At 73.1% G+C, this 19,042-nt stretch carries 18 protein-coding genes and 1 pseudogene; 10 read left to right on the top strand and 9 right to left on the bottom strand.

Annotated elements, in window-relative coordinates; translation table 11 throughout:
- Positions 1 to 295 precede the first annotated feature (295 nt).
- Positions 296 to 640 (bottom strand): annotated as a pseudogene (locus tag D1J60_RS38135) (NTP transferase domain-containing protein); the annotation flags it as partial.
- Positions 641 to 711: 71 nt separating this feature from the next.
- Complete coding sequence (locus D1J60_RS38130; RefSeq protein ID WP_241253353.1) at positions 712 to 2,295, bottom strand: DUF6716 putative glycosyltransferase; 1,584 nt, start codon at positions 2,293 to 2,295, stop codon at positions 712 to 714.
- A gap of 155 nt (positions 2,296 to 2,450) precedes the next feature.
- On the opposite strand from D1J60_RS38130, the gene D1J60_RS21635 reads away from it, so the two are divergent.
- Together D1J60_RS21635 and D1J60_RS21630 are read left to right on the top strand one after the other, a co-directional pair.
- Positions 2,451 to 3,470 carry a glycosyltransferase family 2 protein gene (locus D1J60_RS21635; RefSeq protein WP_125822198.1) on the top strand — a complete coding sequence of 340 codons (1,020 nt, stop codon included), beginning with the start codon at positions 2,451 to 2,453 and terminating at the stop codon, positions 3,468 to 3,470.
- The gene (locus D1J60_RS21630) at positions 3,467 to 4,822 is read left to right on the top strand and encodes a polysialyltransferase family glycosyltransferase (protein ID WP_125822197.1); all 1,356 of its coding nucleotides are present in this window, start codon (positions 3,467 to 3,469) and stop codon (positions 4,820 to 4,822) included. The genes D1J60_RS21635 and D1J60_RS21630 overlap by 4 nt, the downstream gene beginning before the upstream one ends.
- Here D1J60_RS21630 and leuE read toward each other — a convergent pair.
- Both leuE and D1J60_RS21620 read right to left on the bottom strand, forming a co-directional pair.
- On the bottom strand, positions 4,815 to 5,465 hold the full coding sequence (leuE, locus tag D1J60_RS21625) for a leucine efflux protein LeuE (RefSeq protein WP_125598849.1): 651 nt from the start codon (positions 5,463 to 5,465) through the stop codon (positions 4,815 to 4,817). The two genes, D1J60_RS21630 and leuE, sit on opposite strands and share 8 nt — an antisense overlap.
- A gap of 45 nt (positions 5,466 to 5,510) precedes the next feature.
- Complete coding sequence (locus D1J60_RS21620) at positions 5,511 to 7,106, bottom strand: methylmalonyl-CoA mutase family protein (RefSeq protein ID WP_125822196.1); 1,596 nt, start codon at positions 7,104 to 7,106, stop codon at positions 5,511 to 5,513.
- A 166-nt stretch (positions 7,107 to 7,272) separates the two neighbouring features.
- Between D1J60_RS21620 and D1J60_RS21615 the strand changes: the two genes are divergently transcribed.
- Positions 7,273 to 8,130 (top strand): L,D-transpeptidase family protein, encoded by an 858-nt coding sequence (locus tag D1J60_RS21615; RefSeq protein WP_125822195.1) that lies wholly within the window; start codon positions 7,273 to 7,275, stop codon positions 8,128 to 8,130.
- 187 nt (positions 8,131 to 8,317) lie between these two features.
- Here the strand turns inward: D1J60_RS21615 and D1J60_RS21610 are convergent, their stop codons facing one another.
- Both D1J60_RS21610 and D1J60_RS21605 read right to left on the bottom strand, forming a co-directional pair.
- Positions 8,318 to 9,352 carry a hypothetical protein gene (locus D1J60_RS21610; protein ID WP_125822194.1) on the bottom strand — a complete coding sequence of 345 codons (1,035 nt, stop codon included), beginning with the start codon at positions 9,350 to 9,352 and terminating at the stop codon, positions 8,318 to 8,320.
- Positions 9,352 to 10,092: an RNA polymerase sigma factor gene (locus D1J60_RS21605; protein WP_125824132.1), complete on the bottom strand. Its 741-nt coding sequence runs from the start codon at positions 10,090 to 10,092 to the stop codon at positions 9,352 to 9,354. The genes D1J60_RS21610 and D1J60_RS21605 overlap by 1 nt, the downstream gene beginning before the upstream one ends.
- A 389-nt stretch (positions 10,093 to 10,481) precedes the next feature.
- On the opposite strand from D1J60_RS21605, the gene D1J60_RS21600 reads away from it, so the two are divergent.
- The 6 genes from D1J60_RS21600 to D1J60_RS21575 all read left to right on the top strand — a co-directional run bounded on the left by D1J60_RS21600 (position 10,482) and on the right by D1J60_RS21575 (position 15,525).
- On the top strand, positions 10,482 to 11,063 hold the full coding sequence (locus D1J60_RS21600) for a 2-oxo-4-hydroxy-4-carboxy-5-ureidoimidazoline decarboxylase (protein WP_125824131.1): 582 nt from the start codon (positions 10,482 to 10,484) through the stop codon (positions 11,061 to 11,063).
- 152 nt (positions 11,064 to 11,215) lie between these two features.
- On the top strand, positions 11,216 to 11,596 hold the full coding sequence (sdhC, locus tag D1J60_RS21595) for a succinate dehydrogenase, cytochrome b556 subunit (protein ID WP_125598861.1): 381 nt from the start codon (positions 11,216 to 11,218) through the stop codon (positions 11,594 to 11,596).
- 5 nt (positions 11,597 to 11,601) lie between these two features.
- Positions 11,602 to 12,084 carry a succinate dehydrogenase hydrophobic membrane anchor subunit gene (locus D1J60_RS21590; RefSeq protein WP_007266037.1) on the top strand — a complete coding sequence of 161 codons (483 nt, stop codon included), beginning with the start codon at positions 11,602 to 11,604 and terminating at the stop codon, positions 12,082 to 12,084.
- Between the two features lie 23 nt (positions 12,085 to 12,107).
- The gene (gene sdhA, locus D1J60_RS21585) at positions 12,108 to 13,862 is read left to right on the top strand and encodes a succinate dehydrogenase flavoprotein subunit (protein ID WP_125822193.1); all 1,755 of its coding nucleotides are present in this window, start codon (positions 12,108 to 12,110) and stop codon (positions 13,860 to 13,862) included.
- Entirely contained in the window at positions 13,862 to 14,620 is a 759-nt protein-coding gene (locus D1J60_RS21580) for a succinate dehydrogenase iron-sulfur subunit (RefSeq protein WP_125822192.1), read from the top strand. The genes sdhA and D1J60_RS21580 overlap by 1 nt, the downstream gene beginning before the upstream one ends.
- 170 nt (positions 14,621 to 14,790) lie before the next feature.
- Complete coding sequence (locus D1J60_RS21575; protein WP_125598872.1) at positions 14,791 to 15,525, top strand: TetR family transcriptional regulator; 735 nt, start codon at positions 14,791 to 14,793, stop codon at positions 15,523 to 15,525.
- Positions 15,526 to 15,553: 28 nt separating this feature from the next.
- On the opposite strand, the gene D1J60_RS21570 is transcribed toward D1J60_RS21575, so the two are convergent.
- Positions 15,554 to 16,780 (bottom strand): MFS transporter, encoded by a 1,227-nt coding sequence (locus D1J60_RS21570; protein WP_241253351.1) that lies wholly within the window; start codon positions 16,778 to 16,780, stop codon positions 15,554 to 15,556.
- A gap of 109 nt (positions 16,781 to 16,889) precedes the next feature.
- Here D1J60_RS21570 and D1J60_RS21565 point away from each other — a divergent pair, with 109 nt between their 5' ends.
- Positions 16,890 to 17,426, top strand: coding sequence for a MarR family transcriptional regulator (locus tag D1J60_RS21565; RefSeq protein WP_125822190.1), 537 nt, complete (start codon positions 16,890 to 16,892; stop codon positions 17,424 to 17,426).
- 66 nt (positions 17,427 to 17,492) lie between these two features.
- Here D1J60_RS21565 and D1J60_RS21560 read toward each other — a convergent pair whose 3' ends face one another.
- Both D1J60_RS21560 and D1J60_RS21555 read right to left on the bottom strand, forming a co-directional pair.
- Positions 17,493 to 18,803 carry a metallophosphoesterase gene (locus tag D1J60_RS21560; RefSeq protein WP_125822189.1) on the bottom strand — a complete coding sequence of 437 codons (1,311 nt, stop codon included), beginning with the start codon at positions 18,801 to 18,803 and terminating at the stop codon, positions 17,493 to 17,495.
- Positions 18,800 to 19,042: a hypothetical protein gene (locus D1J60_RS21555; protein WP_125604324.1), complete on the bottom strand. Its 243-nt coding sequence runs from the start codon at positions 19,040 to 19,042 to the stop codon at positions 18,800 to 18,802. The genes D1J60_RS21560 and D1J60_RS21555 overlap by 4 nt, the downstream gene beginning before the upstream one ends.

Below are 19,042 nucleotides of genomic sequence, written 5' to 3'. Positions count from 1 at the left end.
GGGCCCGGGCGAGGTCGTGCGGGTCGTCGATCTCCAGGACCCGCGCCGGGTCGGCGGGGACGGGGAGGGTGCGTCCGAAGAAGCGGTGCCGGGCGGCCCGGAAGCCGACGGCGGTCATGGCGTAGGCCGCGCCGGTCTCCAGCAGTTCCTCGGGGCGGTCCTGGCGGCGGGGGCGGTACGTGGCCTCGTGGTTGACCCCGCTGCCGCGGCCGTCGGCGGCTCGGCGCCAGAGGAAGCCGTGGAAGGGGGCGGCGGTGAGGGCGGAGTCGGCGGCGCCGCAGGCCACGGCGGCGGCGACGGACTCGACGTCCTCGGCGGTGACGAAGGGGCTGGTGCACTGGACCAGGAGGACCACGTCCACGGTGAGGGAGTGCAGCTCCTCGAAGGCGTCCAGGGCGTGCAGGACGGCGGCCTCGCTGCTCGCGGTGTCTCCGGAGAGGGCGGCGGGCCGGGAGATGACGTGGGCCCCGGCGGCGCGGGCGGCGGCGGCCACGGAGCCGGAGTCGGTGGAGACGGCCACGTCGGTGACGGTGGGCGCGTCCCGGCAGGCCCGCACGGCGCGGGCGACGAGCGGGGTCCCGCCGACGGGAGCGGTGTTCTTGCCGGGCACCCCCTTGGACCCGCCCCGGGCCGGAATCACGGCCAGCACCCGGCGCCGGGCTCCCCCGGCGGGGCCGGGGGCCGGGGGGTGGTCGGCGGGGGGCCGGGGGGTCACAGCTCCCCCAGCCTGCGGATGGCCGGGGCCACGCGCTGGACCCCGTGCCGGTAGGCCCCCCGGGCCGCCTCGCGCAGGTGCGCCCGCAGCCAGCGGCGGGCGGCCGACCCGCCGGGCCGGACGGCGCCGGGGAGCGGGGTCCCGTCGGGGGCGAGGTGCTGGCGGGCCAGGATCCCGGGCAGGTACCCGGGGGCGGTGCGGAGCGTGTAGTAGGGGTCCACGGGCGGCAGCCGGTCGGCCGCGAGCAGCCCGGCCAGACGCTGCCGCGCGGCGGCGTACGGGTCGGCGGGGTTCCCGGTGTCCGGCGCCTGGGAGTCGGGGGCGGGGGCCCCCGGGTTTCCGCGCGCGCCCGGCGCCCGGGCGGTGTCCGCCGGCCGGCCGGTGGCGGGGTCCGGCCCGGGGGCGGGGATCCCGGGTTCGCGGCCGACGGGGGCGGGGATCCCGGGTTCGCGGGCGACGGGGGCGGGGATCCCGGGTTCGCGGTCGGCGGGCTCCCCGGGTTTCCGCGGGGCGGGGTGGTGCGGGGCCGGGACGCCGTGGGTGGTTGTCCAGGCGGGGGTGGCCTTCGGTAGCAGGCCGGCGTCCAGTTCGTCCCACGAGGTGAGGCAGCCCGAGCCGAGGAAGTGCTGGTTGCCCAGGGCCTCGCGGATGCCGAGGTCGGTCAGGACGGCCGTCGGGATGCCCCGGTGCATCGACTCCAGGGCGGCCGTGGAGGAGACGGTGACCAGCAGGTCGGTGGTGTCCAGCACCTCGCCCATGTGCCCGTAGACCAGCCGGCAGTTGGGCGGGAGGCCGCCCGGGAGCCGCTCGGCGAGGCGCTGGTAGGGGTGTTCCTCCAGGTGGGTGGTGTGCTCCCCCGGCCGGCTGCGCAGTTTGACCAGCACCTCCCGGTCGGGGTGCAGCCGTGCGTGGCCGGCGGCGCGGCCCAGCAGGTAGGCGCGGTCGGCGCGGCTCTCCGGTACGGAGGGCTGCACCGCGAAGACCACCCGGTGGGTGCGGTTCCCGGCCGGTGCGTACGGCGCCCCGTCGAGGAAGGGCAGGGCCGTCTCGGTGACGGCGTCCGGGTCGGCGCCCGCCCCCTCGTACACGGCGCGGAAGCGGGCGGCGTCGTGGCGGGAGTTGGCGAGGACCAGGTCGGCGCCGTGCCGCAGCAGCAGTCCGTCGGCGAGCTTCTCGTAGACGACGCCGACGTAGCCGGTGACGAACACCGGCCGGGCCGCGGGCTCCGGCCACAGGGCGCGGGCCCCGTGCAGTACGGCCTGGACGGCGCCGCCGACGAGGGCCAGCACGACCACGTCGTGGCGTTCGCGTCCGCCGGCGAGCTCCGCGAGGAACTCGGCGCAGGTCACCTCCGCGGGCGCGGCGTCCGCCGCGACGCCGGCCTCGCCGAGCTGGCGTGCGGTGGGGGTGGCCCGGCCGCGCAGCAGGTAGCCGGTGACGCGGTGGTCCCCGGGGGCGAGGCGGCGGGCGGTGAGGGCGCCCCATTTCCAGCGTGTGTCGGAGTCGGCGAGTACGGCGACGCGTGGTCCGGCCGGGCTGCTTCTGAATGGCACTGGCACCCGGCAGAAGTTATTCCGCATTTCCGGTGTCCGGCCCAACGAGCGCGCAACGGCGGGTTAACAACCCGTCGACGAAATGCGAAAGCGGGCGGGTTAACGCGCCCGCCCCGTTTCGTTCACGTGGAATCCGCGTCCGGGCCACGGCGAATGCCGGGGTGCCTCCTATTGTCTCGCGGGTGCTCAAGCTCTCTGTTGTCGTGCCGTTCCACAACGTGCAGGCATACGCGCCGGACGCCCTGAAGAGTCTCGAACTGAACGCCCGCGGGGATTTCGAGTTCCTGCTGGTCGACGACCGTTCCACGGACGGGACGCCGGCGCTGCTGGAGCGCGCGGCGGCCGGCGGGGTGCCGGGGGCGGTGCACCTCAGACGGGACCGCAACGGCGGGCTGGCCACGGCCCGCAACACGGGGCTGGACGCGGCGCGCGGGGAGTACGTCGCATTCCTGGACGGTGACGACTGGCTGGCTCCGGGGCACCTGGCCCGCACCCTGGCCGCCATCGAGGCCCTGGGCTGCGATTTCGTCCGGACCGACCACGTGCAGGTGACGGGCCGGTCCCGGGTGGTGCAGCGGGTGCCGTACGGGCCGGAGATGGTGGTGGGGGATCCGCGGTGCGGGATCCTGCCGGCCTCGCGGGCCACCGCGGTGGACTATCCGTACGCCTGGGCGGGGATGTACCACCGGCGGCTGCTGGACCGGGGGCTGCTGCACTTCACCGACGGGCTGCGGACGGCGGAGGACCGGCCGTGGATCTGGCGGCTGCACCGGGAGGCCGCCTCCTTCGCCGCGGTGGGCCTGCCCGGGGTGTTCTACCGGCGGGGAATTCCCACCTCGTTGACGCAGATCGGTGACGAACGCCAACTCGATTTCATTCGCGCATTCGACCAGGTCCTCGCGGACGTGGCGACCGACCGGGAATACGAACTGTTGATCCCCAAGGCCGTTCGAACATATTGCGCGATCATCGCGCACCACCTCGGTTCCAGCGAGAGGTTCGAACCGGCCGTGGCGAAAAAACTCCGTTTCATGAGCGCGGCCGCGCTCGGCCGCATGCCAGCGCCGGTATTGGACCGGGTCATCGCCTCGATGGACGCCGAACGCTCCGCGCTGCTGCGGGGGCTGCGCCGGCGGCGGCGGGCCGCGGGGGCGCACGCGGCGGGGCAGGCGGCGGGGTACGCGGCGGGGGCGGCCTCGTGAACGTCACCCAGGTCTTCCTCGCCTCCACCCTCTACGGGACGGCCACCCTGGCCGCCGCCCTCGACTCGGGCGCCTTCCCGCCGGCCGGCCGGCGGATCCTGCTGACCAGCAACCACTCGCTCTCCCCCGAGGTCACCCCCGGGCTCGACGCCGCGCCCGGGTTCGGCGCGCTGCGCACCCGCTTCGACGAGGTGCTCGACTGGAACGCGGTGGTCGCCCCGCAGCACCCGAGCAGCTGGGCCCCGCGCCCGGAGGACGTGCCGATGTGGGAGCGGCAGCTGCGCGCGCTGTGGGGGCTGGGCGGGGACCGGGTCGAACTGGTCGTGGAGTCGCTCCAGGTGCCGCCCGCGCAGAGCCTGTGCCGGCTGTTCCCGGGGGCCGCGGTCGATGTCTACGCCGACGGGCTGATGTCGTACGGGCCCACCCGCTTCCGGCTCGACCCGCAGATCGGCATGCGGGTGCGCCGGGTGCTGCACCCGGACCTGGTCCCGGGGCTGGAGCCGCTGCTGCTGACGGAGTTCGGGGTGCGGGGCGAGGTGGTCCCGGCGCCCGCGCTGCTGAAGGTCCTGGCGGAGCTCGCGGACCTGCCCGAGGCGTCGGACCTCGGCTACGAGCCCCGCGAGGAGGAACCGCCGGCGCTGCTGCTGGGCCAGTACCTGTCGGCGCTGGAGCTGATGTCCCCCGACGAGGAGGAGGAGCTGCACGCCGACATGGTGCGCGGCGCCTTCGAGTGGGGCCACCGGGAGCTGGTGTTCAAGCCGCACCCGAGCGCCCCGGCGGCGTACTGGCGGCGGGCGCGGGCCGAGGCCGAACGGCTCGGGGCGCGGCTGACGGTGCTGGACGGGCCGCTGCCGGCCGAGATCCTGTACCAGCGGCTGCGCCCGGCGCTGGTGGCGGGCTGCTTCTCGACCGGGCTGCTGACGGCCCGGGCGCTGTACGGGATCCCGGTGGCGCGTACCGGGACGGGGGCGCTGCTGGCGCGCCTGGCCCCGTACCAGAACAGCAACCGGATCCCGCTGACGCTGGTGGACGCGCTGGTCCCGGACCTGCACGGGCCGGCGCAGGACCCGCCGGCGGACCTGGCCGGGCTGGTCGCGGCGGTGGGGTTCACGATGCAGCCGAAGGTGCTGGCCGGGCGCCGGGCGGAGGCGGAGGCCCACCTCGCCCGGCACCTGACCCCGTACGCCCGGCGCTACTTCGGCCGCCGCCGGCTGACCACCCTGGGGCTGCCGGGCGGGATCCCCGCGCAGTTGTCGTTCCTGCCGCGGAGCCCGGCCGTCCGGCGGACGGTGCACCGCCTGCGCAGGAGGCTGGGCGGACGTCTGGGCGGACGGCCGGGCGGGGTCAGCTGACGGCGAGCTTCGCGGCGAAGCCGAGGAAGATCACCCCGGCCGCCGAGGTCGCCCCGGCCGACAGCCGCTTGCGGCGGCGGAAGGCGGCGGACAGGCGGGTGCCCGCGAATATCAGGGTGGACAGGTACAGGAAGCTGACCAGCTGTGAGACCACGCCGAGCAGCAGGAACGACAGCGCCGGGTAGGCGTACCCGGGGTCGACGAACTGCACGAAGAAGGACAGCAGGAAGAGGATGGCCTTCGGGTTGAGCAGGCTGACCAGCAGCGCCCGCCGGTAGGGGCGCTCGGCCGCGCCGGCCGGCTCCTCGCCGGTGACGAGCTCCTCGTGCCGGGCCCGGCGGGTGCGCCACATGCCCCAGGCGGCCCGCATCATGCCGACGGCCAGCCAGCCGAGGTAGCCGGCGCCGAGCACCTTGACCACGGTGAACAGCACCGGACTGGCCTGGAGCAGCGCGCCCGCGCCGACCGCCGCGAGCACCATGAGCACGGTGTCCCCGGTGAACACCCCGCAGGCGGCCTTGTAGCCCTCCTTGATCCCGCGCCGTGAGGCCACGGAGAGCACGTACAGCGAGTTGGGCCCCGGCAGCAGCACGATCAGCACGACGGCGGCGAGATAAGTAGGAAGATCTGTCACACCCAGCATGGGCAGGAGTGTCCCATGAGGACACGCCTGTCGCGCCAGTCCGTTTCAGTGGGCGGAACGGGACGGTTCGTAACTGCCCCACACCTCCCGCAGCACCCCGCACACCTCCCCCACCGTGGCCCGCGCCCGCAGGGCCTCCTTCATCGGCGGCAGGACGTTCTCCCGCGTCCCGGCCGCCGCCGCCCGCAGCGCCGCGAGCGCCGCCGAGACCGCGCCGGCGTCCCGCTCGGCCCGCAGCCGGGCCAGGGCCGCGCACTGGCGGGCCTCGATCGCCGGGTCGACCCGCAGCGGCTCGTACGGTTCCTCCCGCTCCAGCGCGAACCGGTTGACGCCGACCACGATCCGCTCCCCGCTCTCCTGCTCGCGGGCGATCCGGTAGGCGCTGGCCTCGATCTCGTCCTTCTGGAACCCGGCCTCGATCGCGGCGACCGCCCCGCCCATGTCCTCGATCCGCCGCATCAGCGCGAGCACGGCCGCCTCCACCTCGTCCGTCATCCGCTCCACCGCGTACGACCCGGCGAAGGGGTCGACGGTCAGCGGCACGTCCGTCTCGTACGCCAGCACCTGCTGGGTGCGCAGCGCGAGGCGGGCCGCCTTCTCGGTGGGCAGGGCGATGGCCTCGTCGAAGGAGTTGGTGTGCAGCGACTGGGTGCCGCCCAGTACGGCGGCCAGCGCCTGCACGCCCACGCGTACGAGGTTCAGCTCGGGCTGCTGCGCCGTCAGCTGCACCCCGGCGGTCTGGGTGTGGAAGCGCAGCATCAGCGACCTGGGGTCGCGGGCCCCGAACTCCTCGCGCATCACGCGGGCCCAGATGCGCCGGGCGGCCCGGAACTTGGCCACCTCCTCCAGCAGGGTGGTCCGGGCGACGAAGAAGAAGGAGAGCCGGGGGGCGAACTCGTCGACGGCCATCCCGGCGGCGAGCGCGGTACGGACGTACGCGACCGCGTCGGCGAGGGTGAAGGCGATCTCCTGCACGGGCGAGGCCCCGGCTTCGGCCATGTGGTAGCCGGAGACGGAGATGGTGTTCCACCTGGGGATCTGCTCGCGGCAGTAGCGGAAGGTGTCGGCGGTCAGCCGCAGGGAGGGGCCGGGCGGGAAGATGTACGTGCCGCGCGCGATGTACTCCTTCAGAACATCGTTCTGTACGGTGCCCGTCAGCTGCCGGCCCGCGATGCCCTGCTCCTCGGCGACGAGCTGGTACATCAGGAGCAGCAGGGCGGCCGGGGCGTTGATGGTCATCGAGGTGGACACCCGGTCGAGGGGGATCCCGGCGAGGAGCGCCCGCATGTCCTCGACCGAGTCGACCGCGACGCCGACCTTGCCGACCTCGCCGTGCGCGAGCGGGGCGTCGGAGTCGTGTCCCATCTGTGTGGGCAGGTCGAAGGCCACGGACAGGCCGGTCCCGCCGCCCGCGATGAGGGCCCGGTAGCGGGCGTTGGACTCGGCGGCCGTGCCGAAGCCGGCGTACTGGCGCATGGTCCAGGGCCGTCCGGTGTACATCGTGGGGTGGATCCCCCGGGTGTAGGGGTACTCGCCGGGACTGCCGAGACGGGCCCGCGGGTCCCATCCCGTCAGGTCCTCGGGGCCGTAGACCGGTGCGACGGGGATTCCGCTCTCGGTGCGCGGCGTGGGACGGGCCATGGGTGGAGCCTCCGTGTCCGTGGAGCCGACGGGCCGGGGGCTGGTAGAACCGCACCGAACCCGCGACGGCCTGGTCACAAGGAGGCAACATCGCGCGTTCGTCCGCAACTGTCCACGCCCGTGAGGCATCACCTAGATACACGACCTTGAACTCGGGGGAACCGCCATGCACCGAAAGAAAGCATTCATCCGTACGCTCGGCCTGGCCGCGGCCGTGGCGTTCGCCGCGACCGCGTGCGGTCCGCAGGGTGCCGGTGCGGGCCCGGCCGCCCCCTCGGCGCCGGCCGGCTCCCCCTCGGCCTCCCCGTCCAAGCAGGACGACAAGCCCGCCTCGCCCTCGCCGTCCGCGCCGGCGTCCTCGTCCGCGCCGTCGGCGCCGGGCACTCCCGGTGCGAAGGCGCTCATGGCCAACGGCGACGAGAGCGAGCAGGTCCGCGAACTCCAGGCGCGGCTGCGCCAGCTCAAGCTGGTGTCGACGGCGCCCACCGCGTTCTACGGCTCGAAGACGACCGCCGCGGTCAAGACCTTCCAGTCGCAGCACGGGCTGCCCGCGACCGGTTCGGTGGACGAGGCCACCTGGCAGAAGGTGCAGGGCCTGACGAAGAAGCCGACCGATGACGAGCTGCGCCCGCCGACCACCAACGAGGTGGACGCCCCGGACCCGCGCTGCATGCAGGGCCGGGTGATGTGCATCAGCAAGGAGAGCCGCACCCTGGCCTGGATGATCGACGGCAAGGTCGTCTCCACGATGGACGTGCGCTTCGGCTCGGAGAACACGCCGACCCGCGAGGGACTGTTCCAGGTGGAGTGGAAGGCGAAGGAGTGGACGTCGACGCTCTACCACACGTCGATGCCGTACTCGATGTTCTTCAGCCAGGGCCAGGCGGTGCACTACTCGTCCGACTTCGCGGCCCGCGGTTACGACGGCGCCTCGCACGGCTGCGTGAACGTCCGGGACAAGAAGAAGCTGTCGGAGCTGTTCGACCAGGTGAAGGTGGGCGACAAGGTCGTCGTCTACTGGTGATCCCGAAGGGGAGAGGGGGCGCGGGCAGGGCCGGGGGAACGTGCCCCGCCCGCGCCGGGTGCGCCGAGCCCAGGGGTACGGGGGGAACCCCGGCTCGTGCGCGGCCGATGACCAGTCGGCTCGATACGTACTGCGCCGGCGGTTCGAAAAGTGTTACAGCCCCCGCACGCGAACCTGAAAAAAGGTTTCAGCGGGTGCGGAAGCCCAGCCCGCCGCTGGTCACCGGGGTCATCGACGGCAGCGGCAGCGGGGCGCTGCCCTGGTCGGCGCCACTGCGCGGGACCGTGCCCTTCGTCGCCCCGTCCAGCAGGGTCGCGCAGAAACGCTGGACCTTCTCGGCCCCGCCGGCGAGCTTGGAGAGGTACTCGCGCCGGTCGTCGGCGAGCTTCTTCGCCTTGTTGGCGCGGCACAGGTCCTCGGGGCGCGGCTTCTCCGCCTCGATGCCCTGGTTCTTGCCGCTGTCGGCGGTGGCGCCGCCGCCGGCGAACGAGTCGCGGGTGCCGTCGGTGCCCGCCGCTCCGCCGCCGCCACCGCCGCCGCCCGAGGCGGCCGTGCCGGGCGGTACGGGGAGGCTCGGCGCGACGTCGGGGAGCGTACGCGTCTCCGTGCCCGGCGTCCGCGAGGCGTCCGGGCCGCGCGAGAAGCCGTCGACGCCCAGGGAGGGGGTCGGCCGCAGCTGCGGTACGAGGGTGGCGCCGGCGGTGTCCCCGGCGGGCGCCGGGTCCGAGTCGGCGCTGACCGAGACCGCCGGGGCGGGGCCGGCCGTCAGGTGCGCGGCACGGTCCAGCAGGCCGGTGCCGGCGACGGCGGCGATCCCGCCGACGGCGACCGAGGCCAGCGCGGCCGCCAGCCCGAAGCGGGCGGCCGTGACGGGACGCCGCTGCGCGGGTATGCGTACGGGGGGTATCGGCGCGAGGTCGACCACGGGTTCGCGGTCCGCCCCGGGCACGCCGGGGCCGGCCGGGGCGGCAGCCGCCGCCGAGGCCACCGTCGGCGCGGGAGCCTCGGCGCGGGCCGCGCGGAACGCGGCCAGGGCGGCTTCCTCACCGGGCAGTTCTCCCCCTGCTGTGCGGGGGGTCAGGGCGTCGAGGGCGGCGCGCATCCGGGCCGCCTCCGCCCGGGCGCGCGGGTCGGCGCCGGATCCGGCCGGGCCGGGTGTTCCTCCGCGCAGCAGCTCGTCCGCCGTGGCCCTGTCCAGCCACGCGTTGTGCTCGTCGGCCATCACATGTCCTTCTGCGTCCGCCAACGTGAATGCGTCACACCGGTTCGCTCCACCAGGTCCCCCGCCCGCGCGCGCTGCGCGGGCACCGCGTCGAGGTCGCGCTCCCGTGCCTGGTCCCCGGCATTATGGCCGACCCGGGCGCGGGGTTCCGCTTCGTTTTCCGTCCCGCCCGCCGCACCGGCGGGGCCGAGCTCCGCGCTGAGGAGTTCCGCGAGCTTCTTCAGCCCCCGGTGCGCGGCCGTGCGGACCGCGCCGGGGCGCTTGCCGAGGGTCTCGGCGGCGCTCTTGGCGTCGAGGCCGACGACCACGCGCAGGACGACGGCCTCGGCCTGGTCCTGCGGCAGCTGGGCTATCAGCTTCATGGTGCGTCCGGTGGACAGGGCCTCCATGGCCTCGCCGTACGTGTCGGAGTCCGCGGCCCGGCCCGTCAGCTCGGTCTCGTCGCCGCCGACGGCGGGACGGCGGCCGCGCATGCGGATGTGGTCGAGGGCCCGGTTGCGGGCGATGCGGGCGGCCCAGCCGCGGAAGCGGTCGGCGTCGCCGGTGAAGGAGGCGAGGTCGCGGGCGATCTGCAGCCAGGCCTCGGAGGTCACGTCCTCGGCGTCGCCGTCGCCGACGAGCGTGCGTACGTATCCGAGCAGGCGTGGGTGCACGGTGCGGTACACAGTCCGGAACGCGCTCTCGTCGCCGTCCTGTGCCGCGAGCACCGCGGCGGTCAGCTCCGCGTCGTCCCCCAGCAAAGTCCCCAACCCGTTCAACGTCCTGTACGTGTGGCGCAAATCCGCACGTTACGGCTTTCACGTACCTCTCGTCCACGAGTTGTACAACCAGCAACCAAGCCTGCGCGGAGCGGGGTGTGACAGAAAACGCACTCCATACGCTGACATGAATACGGGCTTGTCGCACGAGTCCGTGACGGATGGCGACCGGGGCCTCTCCTGTGGGGGGTGGCGGCCTCGGTCGTCCTCCCCCCTTCCGGGCCCCCGCGGCCCTCCCCAGCCGGGTCAAACCTCCCCGGCCTCATCCTTTCGGCTCACTTCCGGGTGAAATCCCCGTTCCGGCAGGGCACGGCCACCGCGAGATCGCTAGCGTGGCGGTACACCCGCGCCCCGCCCCGAGGAGTACTCCGCTGTCCAGCCACCTTCCGGCGCAGGTCCGCGGTCCGGCCTCCGCCCCCGGCGCCGGACTGGCGCGATTCAACTCCCTGCCGCCCGAGACCGCCCGCACCCTCCTGCTGCGCTGCTGCGGCAGCGGGCGCTGGGCCCACCGGGTGGCCGCCCACCGCCCCTACCCGGACACCGCCGCGCTGCAGGCGGCCTGCGAGGAGGCCTCGTACGACCTCTCCCAGGGCGACCTCTCCGAGGCGCTGGCCCGGGAGGCCTCGGCGGAGCTGGGCCAGGGCGCCCCGTACGCCGCGCTCCTCGCGCTCGACGCGGCCCGCGCGGAGTACGAGCGGACCTTCGGGCACGCCTTCGTGATCTGCCTGGACGGGCACCCGCCGGAGGAGCAGGTGGACCAGCTGCTGGCCGCGATCCGCCGGAGGATGGCTCACGAGATCGACGAGGAGCGCTCGATCGCCGCCGAGGAACTGCGCCTGGTGGCCCGCTCCCGGGCCGTCCGGCTGCTGGACCGACTCGCCGGTGCGCGGCCCGGGGACCCGGACGACGGTCTGTCTGCTGCCGATTTCGGGCTATTCGCCCCTGTGGGATAGCCCGTCCGTGCCTGTTTGATCACACCGGCGGACCCCGGGCGAGGGAACCGACAAAGCGTCGCTACGATGTCCGGGGCCGGTGGACCGTACCCGGCCGGGCCCGACCGACAAAGAAGCCGGCTGGCCCCCGCCCCGCTTCCGGAGGGTTTTCCGTGCCGGCTGGAACGTTGTACCGCGGCCGGGAAGGAATGTGGTCCTGGGTGGCTCATCGAGTCACCGGCGTCCTCATTTTCTTCTTCCTGTTCGTACACGTCCTCGACACCGCTCTCGTCCGCGTCTCCCCCGAGGCGTACGACGATGTCGTGGCTACCTACAAGACTCCGATCGTCGCGCTGCTGGAGTACGGCCTCGTCGCCGCAATCCTGTTCCACGCGCTCAACGGTCTCCGTGTCATCGCCGTGGACTTCTGGTCCAAGGGCCCGCGCCACCAGAAGTCGATGCTCTGGTGGGTCGTGGGTATCTGGGTCGTCCTGATGATCGGGGCCCTGTACCCCGTACTGGGCCACGCCTACCTCGAACTGTTCGGGAAGTGACACGCATGTCTTCTGACACTTCTTCCGCCAAGGCGATCGGTGACGTGGAGGGCGTTTCCCTCTACGACACCGACAACCCGGCGCCCTACATCGAGGCCCCGCGCAAGCGCACGGGCAAGACCCCGCGCTCCACCCGCGGCAACTTCGAGATGGCCGCGTGGCTCTTCATGCGCCTCTCGGGCATCGTGCTCGTCGTCCTCGTCATCGGCCACCTCGTCATCCAGCTGGTGCTGGACGGCGGCGTCTCCAAGATCGGCTTCGCCTTCGTGGCCGGCCGCTGGGCGTCCCCGTTCTGGCAGGTCTGGGACCTGCTGATGCTGTGGCTGGCCATGCTGCACGGCTCCAACGGCCTGCGTACCGTCATCAACGACTACGCGGAGCGCGCCAACACGCGGCTGTGGCTGAAGGGCCTGCTCTACACCGCCACGGTGTTCACCATCCTTCTGGGCACGCTGGTGATCTTCACCTTCGACCCGAACATCCGCTAGGCAACGGGGCTGAGGCGAAACCAATGAAGATCCACAAGTACGACACCGTCATCGTCGGTGCAGGTGGCGCCGGCATGCGCGCCGCCATCGAGGCGACGAAGCGCAGCCGCACCGCCGTGCTGACGAAGCTCTACCCCACCCGCTCCCACACGGGCGCCGCGCAGGGCGGCATGGCCGCCGCGCTGGCCAACGTGGAGGACGACAACTGGGAGTGGCACACCTTCGACACGGTCAAGGGCGGTGACTACCTGGTCGACCAGGACGCCGCCGAGATCCTGGCGAAGGAGGCCATCGACGCGGTCCTCGACCTGGAGAAGATGGGCCTGCCGTTCAACCGCACCCCGGACGGCACCATCGACCAGCGCCGCTTCGGCGGCCACTCCCGCAACCACGGCGAGGCGCCGGTCCGCCGGTCCTGCTACGCCGCGGACCGCACGGGCCACATGATCCTCCAGACGCTGTACCAGAACTGCGTCAAGGAGGGCGTGGAGTTCTTCAACGAGTTCTACGTCCTGGACCAGCTCCTGGTCGAGGAGGACGGCGTCAAGAAGTCGGCCGGTGTGGTCGCGTACGAGCTCGCCACCGGCGAGATCCACGTGTTCCAGGCCAAGGCCGTCATCTACGCCTCCGGCGGCACCGGCAAGTTCTTCAAGGTGACCTCCAACGCGCACACCCTCACGGGTGACGGCCAGGCGGCCTGCTACCGCCGCGGCCTGCCGCTGGAGGACATGGAGTTCTTCCAGTTCCACCCGACGGGCATCTGGCGCATGGGCATCCTGCTGACGGAGGGCGCCCGCGGTGAGGGCGGCATCCTCCGCAACAAGGACGGCGAGCGCTTCATGGAGAAGTACGCGCCGGTCATGAAGGACCTCGCGTCCCGTGACGTCGTCTCGCGCTCCATCTACACGGAGATCCGCGAGGGCCGCGGCTGCGGCCCCGCCGGCGACCACGTGTACCTGGACCTGACCCACCTCCCGCCGGAGCAGCTCGACGCGAAGCTCCCGGACATCACGGAGTTCGCGCGCACCTACCTCGGCATCGAGCCCTACACGGACCCGATCCCGATCCAGCCCACCGCGCACTACGCCATGGGCGGCATCCCGACCAACGTCGAGGGTGAGGTCCTGGCGGACAACACCACCGTCGTCCCCGGCCTGTACGCGGCCGGCGAGGTCGCGTGCGTGTCGGTGCACGGCGCCAACCGCCTGGGCACCAACTCGCTGCTCGACATCAACGTCTTCGGCAAGCGCTCCGGCATCGCCGCGGCCAAGTACGCCGCCGAGAACGACTACGTCGAGCTGCCGGAGAACCCGGCGCAGCAGGTCGCCGAGCTGGTCGAGCAGCTGCGCAACTCCACGGGCAACGAGCGGGTCGCCGACCTGCGCCTGGAGCTCCAGGAGACGATGGACGCGAACGTGATGGTGTTCCGCACGGAGCAGACCATCAAGACCGCGGTCGAGAAGATCGCGGAGCTGCGCGCGCGCTACAAGAACGTGTCCGTCCAGGACAAGGGCAAGCGCTTCAACACGGACCTGCTGGAGGCCATCGAGCTGGGCAACCTGCTCGACCTGGCCGAGGTCATGGCCGTGTCCGCGCTGGCGCGCAAGGAGTCCCGCGGCGGTCACTACCGCGAGGACTACCCGAACCGCGACGACGTCAACTTCATGCGCCACACCATGGCGTACCGCGAGGTCGGCGCCGACGGCCAGGACTCCGTCCGTCTGGACTACAAGCCCGTCGTCGTCACCCGCTACCAGCCGATGGAGCGTAAGTACTGATGGCCACCCCCACCCTGGACAAGATGGAGGCGGCGGCCGCCGCCTCGCCGTACATCACGGTCACGTTCCGGATCCGCCGCTTCAACCCCGAGGTCTCGGCCGAGGCGGAGTGGCAGGACTTCCAGATCGAGATCGACCCGAAGGAGCGCGTGCTCGACGGTCTCCACAAGATCAAGTGGGACCTGGACGGCACGCTGACCTTCCGCCGCTCGTGCGCGCACGGCATCTGCGGCTCCGACGCGATGCGGATCAACGGCAAGAACAGGCTCGCCTGCAAGACGCTGATCAAGGACATCAACCCGGAGAAGCCGATCACCGTCGAGGCCATCAAGGGCCTCACGGTGATGAAGGACCTCGTGGTCGACATGGAGCCCTTCTTCCAGGCGTACCGCGACGTCATGCCGTTCCTGGTCACCAAGGGCAACGAGCCGACGCGTGAGCGCCTGCAGTCCGCCGAGGACCGCGAGCGCTTCGACGACACCACCAAGTGCATCCTGTGCGCCGCGTGCACGTCCTCGTGCCCGGTGTTCTGGAACGACGGCCAGTACTTCGGCCCGGCGGCGATCGTCAACGCCCACCGCTTCATCTTCGACTCGCGCGACGAGGCCGGCGAGCAGCGGCTGGAGATCCTGAACGACAAGGACGGCGTGTGGCGTTGCCGCACGACGTTCAACTGCACCGACGCGTGCCCGCGTGGCATCGAGGTCACCAAGGCGATCCAGGAAGTCAAGCGCGCGCTGATCACGCGCCGCTTCTGATCGCTTCCGGCCGAGCCCGGACCCGAGGCCCGCACCCCTTCCGGGGGTGCGGGCCTCGGGCGTGTTCGGGGCGGGCCCCGGAGGGCCGCGGTCCGGACCAATTCCGAAGCGGAGTCCGGAGAACCGGCCTGTGACGACCGCTGTTCCGGGCCCCGATAAAGTCGGACACCGTGACAGATCAGAAGGCGCCCAAGAGCGAGCAGACCCGCACGCTGATCCTCGAAACCGCGCTCCGGCTCTTCCAGGAGCGCGGGTTCGACAAGACGACCATGCGGGGCATCGCCAAGGAGGCGGGGGTCTCGGTCGGCAACGCGTACTACTACTTCGAGTCGAAGGAGCACCTCGTCCAGGGCTTCTACGACCGGATCGGGGCGGCTCACCAGGCGGCGGTGCGGTCGATCCTGGAGCAGGAGACCGATCTCCAGAAGCGGCTCGCCGGAGTGCTGACGAGCTGGCTGGACATCGCGGAGCCCTACCACGAGTTCGCCTCGCAGTTCTTCAAGAACGCGGCGGATCCGGAGAGTCCGCTCAGCCCCTTCTCGGCGGAGTCGGAGCCGGCCCGCAAGGCGGCCATCGACATCCACCGCGAGGTGCTGGCCGGGGCGAAGACGAAGGTGCCGGCCGAACTGGCGGACGTACTGCCGGAGCTGATGTGGCTTTCGCAGATGGGCCTGGTCCTGTACTGGGTCTTCGACCGCTCGCCCGGCAGCGAGAAGACGCGCCGGCTCGCCGAGCGCGGTGCGCAGCTGACCACGCGGGGCATCGTGCTGGCCCGGTTCCGGGTACTGCGGCCGCTGGTGCGCGAGTTGCACGAGCTGTTCGCGGACTTCCTTCCGGGGATGGCCCAGACGGCGGCGGCGCGCGGCGGCAAGCGCGCCTCGGACCCCCACCCCGGCGAGGGGTGAGGGCCCGGGAACCGGGACCGGGGGCTGCTCAGCCCAGGACCAGCAGGGTGGCCACGGCCGGGCCGAAGGCGCCGCCGAGCTGGTAGCAGAGGGTGAACAGGCCGATGGCGCTGGGCCGGTGGGCCTCGTCGGGGGCGGCGGCGACGGCGTGGGTCGACAGGACCGCGTTCGCGGCGCTGGCGGTGAACACGCCCACCCCGGTGGCGACGACCAGCAGCGGGCCGGAGTCGGCGAAGACCCCGAGGAGCGCGGCGGCGGCGCCGGCCGTGACCAGGACCGTACGGACGGCCGCGCGGCCCGTCCGGGCCGAGGCGGCGGCGAGCAGCCAGGACAGGGCGGCCCCAGCCAGCAGGGCGAAGAGCTGCCCGGTGCCCGCGGAGGCCGCGTCCCAGCCGGCCCGGTCGGCGAGCAGCCGGGGCGCCGAGAAGAGCAGGGTGAAGTAGGAGGTCGACAGCACCAGCGCGAGCAGTGCCGAGACCACGAACACGGGCCGGCGCAGCAGCGCGGCGGGCACGAACCCGTCGGGGCGGCGGCGTACGTGCAGGACGAGCAGCACGGCGGCGACGAGGGCGCCGGCGGCGGCGGCGAGGGGCTGGGTCGGCAGCAGCACCAGGGCGGTGGCGAGAGCGGTCAGCAGGGCGGCGCCGCGCCCGTCGAAGCGGCCCGCGGGGACCGGGGCCGGCCCGCGCCCGGCGTGCCGCAGCACCGCGGGCACCGCCAGCAGGGCGGCGGCCTGGACGGCGAGGGCGAGCCGCCAGGAGGCGCCGTCCGCGAGGGTCCGGCCGAGCAGGGGTCCGGCCGCGCCGAGCATGCCGAAGCCGGCGCTGATGACGCCCATCCGGCGGGCGGTCCCGGCGAGGCTCATCGCCGCGGCCACGAGCCCGGCGCCGCCGGCGGCCTGGGCGCAGCGGCCGAGGAGGGTGAGCGGGAGCCAGGGGGAGGCGGCGACCAGCAGGGTGCCGCCCGTCACGAGGGCGGCGGCCAGGCGGAGCACCGCGGCCAGGCCCCGGCGGCGCAGGAGTCCGGCCATCAGGGGGGTGCCGGTGGCCATGGCCCAGCCGAAGGCGGTGAGCAGCCAGGCGGCGGTGGCGTCGGCGACGCCGAGCGCGCGGGCCATGTCCGGGAGGATCAGTACCGGCGCGTTGGCTCCGGCGGCGATGGGGGTGGCCAGCAGGGCGAGCCAGAAGACCGGGACGGGCGCCCGGGTGGCGGCGGCTGGTGCCCGGTTCCTGCCGGTGGTGGCGGTGACCGTCATGGGTGACCCACTCCCCTTCACATCTCAACCTTGACAATCTCAACGTTGAGATAAAAACAGAGAGACTGCCTCAACGTCAAGTGTCTTAACGTTGATCTATTCTTGGGGCATGGAAAAGGACGGCAACGACCAGGACATGGTGGCCGCGCTCGTCGGCCAGTGGCAGAAGGAGCGCCCCGACCTCACGGAGGCGCTGTGGCCCGTCGAGGTGCTGGCCCGGATCCAGCGCATGAACCGGCTCATCGACAAGTACCTCAAGGCCTTCACCGCCGAACACGGCCTGGAAGTGGGCGAGTTCGACGTACTGTCCACCCTGCGCCGGTCGGGGCCGCCGTACGCGCTGACCGCCGGCGCGCTGATCCCCGCCGCCATGGTGACCTCGGGCGCGATCACCAACCGGATCGACCGGCTGGAGGCCAAGGGCCTGGTCGAGCGGGTCCGCGACGGGGCCGACCGCCGCTCGGTGCGCATCCGGCTCACCGACGCGGGCCGCACCCTGATCGACACGGTCATCGAGGCGCACCTGCGGCACTACGCGAGCCTGCTGGCCCCCCTGGACCGCGACACCTGCGAGGCGCTGGCCGGCTCCCTGGGCGCCCTGCTGCTGGCGCACGGGGACACCCTCGCGCCACCCGCAGCCGGTTGAGCCCATCCCGAGGGCGCCGGGCCCCCGCCCCGTCGGAGCGCGGTCGGGAGCCCGGTCGGCGACGGGTCAGGCCTGGTACGAGGCGAGTTCGACGACGGTGATGTCGGAGGGCGCCCCGACCCGGACGGGCGGCCCCCACGCACCCGCCCCGCGGGACACGTACAGCTGGGTGTCGCCGTAGCGCTCCAGACCCGCGACGGTCGGGTTCGCCAGCTCGGCGAGGTACTCGCCGGGCCACAGCTGGCCGCCGTGGGTGTGCCCGGAGAGCTGGAGGTCCACCCCGTGGCGGACGGCCTCGTCGATCACGATCGGCTGGTGGGCGAGGAGCACGGAGGCCCGGGCGCGGTCGCGGTCGCCGAGGGCCGCCCGGAAGTCGGGCCCCTTGCCCTCCTTCTCCCCCTGGACGTCGTTGACCCCGGCGAGGTCGAAGTGGGGCAGCTCGCGGCGGGCGTTCTCCAGGGGGGTGAGGCCGAGTTCGCGGACGTGGTCCACCCACTGCTGGGCGCCGGAGAAGTACTCGTGGTTGCCGGTGACGAAGAAGCTGCCCAGGCGGGCACGGAGCTCGCGCAGCGGCTCGGCGGCGGGCCCGAGGTCGCCGACGTCGCCGTCCACGAGGTCGCCCACGATGGCGATGAGGTCGGGCTGGGTGCGGTTGACGGTGTCGACGATGCGGCGGGTGTGGGCGCGGCCGAGCACCGGGCCGAGGTGGACGTCGCTGACCACGGCGATCCGGAACCCGTGCGCGGCGCGGGGCAGCCGGGCGAGGGGCACCTGCACGCGCTTCACGCGAGGGCCGCGGAGCACACCGTAGGTCCCGTTGCCGACGACCCCCGCGGCGGCGGCGACCGCCGCCCCACCGAGCACCCGCGCCACGAACACCCGCCGCCCGACCCCGGCGGGGGGCTCGGTGGCGGTGGGTTCCTGCGGGACCGCTCCCCCGCCCGGCCCTTCCCGCACCAGGGACTCCGCCCCGCCCGGCTCCACCAGGGGCCGGGGCTGCGCCCCCGGAGCGGCGGGCTCCAGCTCAAGCCCCTCCGACGGCCGGGGAGCCGGGGGCGCGGGCAGCCTGCGGAGCCACAGGCGGCGGACCGGCTCCGCCACGGCCATCGCCATCGCGAGGTACAGCAGCACGGCCAGCCACATGTACCCCGGCCACGCCACCAGCCGCTCCAGCCAGAACGGCGCGCCCGCCCGGCCCGCCGTCAGAGCGGCCAGCGCGAGCAGCGGCAGGGCGAAGGCCAGCACCGTGCCCGCCCTCCGCGCCGCCCCGCCCGCACGGGTCGTGTCGCGGACCAGCCGGACCCACAGCCACCGGTGGACCAACCCAAGGAGCGCCAGGACCGCGACCACCGCCACAATCACCACAAACACGGTCATCGTGATTCCCGTCGCAGGGCCAGGACACCGCGCAACCCGATCACACCAACGGCGGTCCCCAGGAGGAAGGACGTGACCGCCAGGAGGAGGTGGACCCAGAAGTAGGCCGTGGGCTCACCGTCATCGAATGCCAGACCGCTGGCGTCATTGAAGAGGTTCTTGACGAACGTGGACCAGATCACCCAGGACCAAGCTCCGAACGCTGCGAGGAACCAGGACGCGGTGCGGCTGAGTTTCAT

The organism is Streptomyces sp. W1SF4 (assembly GCF_003950035.1).
Taxonomy (GTDB): Bacteria; Actinomycetota; Actinomycetes; order Streptomycetales; family Streptomycetaceae; genus Streptomyces; species Streptomyces racemochromogenes.
This window is presented reverse-complemented; position numbering and strand designations above follow the sequence as displayed.

Excerpts from the sequence above, each read along its gene's own strand:
- D1J60_RS21565 (WP_125822190.1), top strand. The coding sequence starts at position 16,890 with ATGGAAAAGGACGGCAACGACCAGGACATGGTGGCCGCGCTCGTCGGC.
- D1J60_RS21580 (WP_125822192.1), top strand. The coding sequence starts at position 13,862 with ATGGCCACCCCCACCCTGGACAAGATGGAGGCGGCGGCCGCCGCCTCG.
- D1J60_RS21590 (WP_007266037.1), top strand. The coding sequence starts at position 11,602 with ATGTCTTCTGACACTTCTTCCGCCAAGGCGATCGGTGACGTGGAGGGC.
- D1J60_RS21620 (WP_125822196.1), bottom strand. The coding sequence starts at position 7,106 with ATGGCCCGTCCCACGCCGCGCACCGAGAGCGGAATCCCCGTCGCACCG.
- leuE (WP_125598849.1), bottom strand. The coding sequence starts at position 5,465 with ATGCTGGGTGTGACAGATCTTCCTACTTATCTCGCCGCCGTCGTGCTG.
- sdhA (WP_125822193.1), top strand. The coding sequence starts at position 12,108 with ATGAAGATCCACAAGTACGACACCGTCATCGTCGGTGCAGGTGGCGCC.
- D1J60_RS38130 (WP_241253353.1), bottom strand. The coding sequence starts at position 2,295 with ATGCGGAATAACTTCTGCCGGGTGCCAGTGCCATTCAGAAGCAGCCCG.
- D1J60_RS21555 (WP_125604324.1), bottom strand. The coding sequence starts at position 19,042 with ATGAAACTCAGCCGCACCGCGTCCTGGTTCCTCGCAGCGTTCGGAGCT.
- D1J60_RS21615 (WP_125822195.1), top strand. The coding sequence starts at position 7,273 with ATGCACCGAAAGAAAGCATTCATCCGTACGCTCGGCCTGGCCGCGGCC.
- D1J60_RS21560 (WP_125822189.1), bottom strand. The coding sequence starts at position 18,803 with ATGACCGTGTTTGTGGTGATTGTGGCGGTGGTCGCGGTCCTGGCGCTC.
- D1J60_RS21610 (WP_125822194.1), bottom strand. The coding sequence starts at position 9,352 with ATGGCCGACGAGCACAACGCGTGGCTGGACAGGGCCACGGCGGACGAG.
- D1J60_RS21570 (WP_241253351.1), bottom strand. The coding sequence starts at position 16,780 with ATGACGGTCACCGCCACCACCGGCAGGAACCGGGCACCAGCCGCCGCC.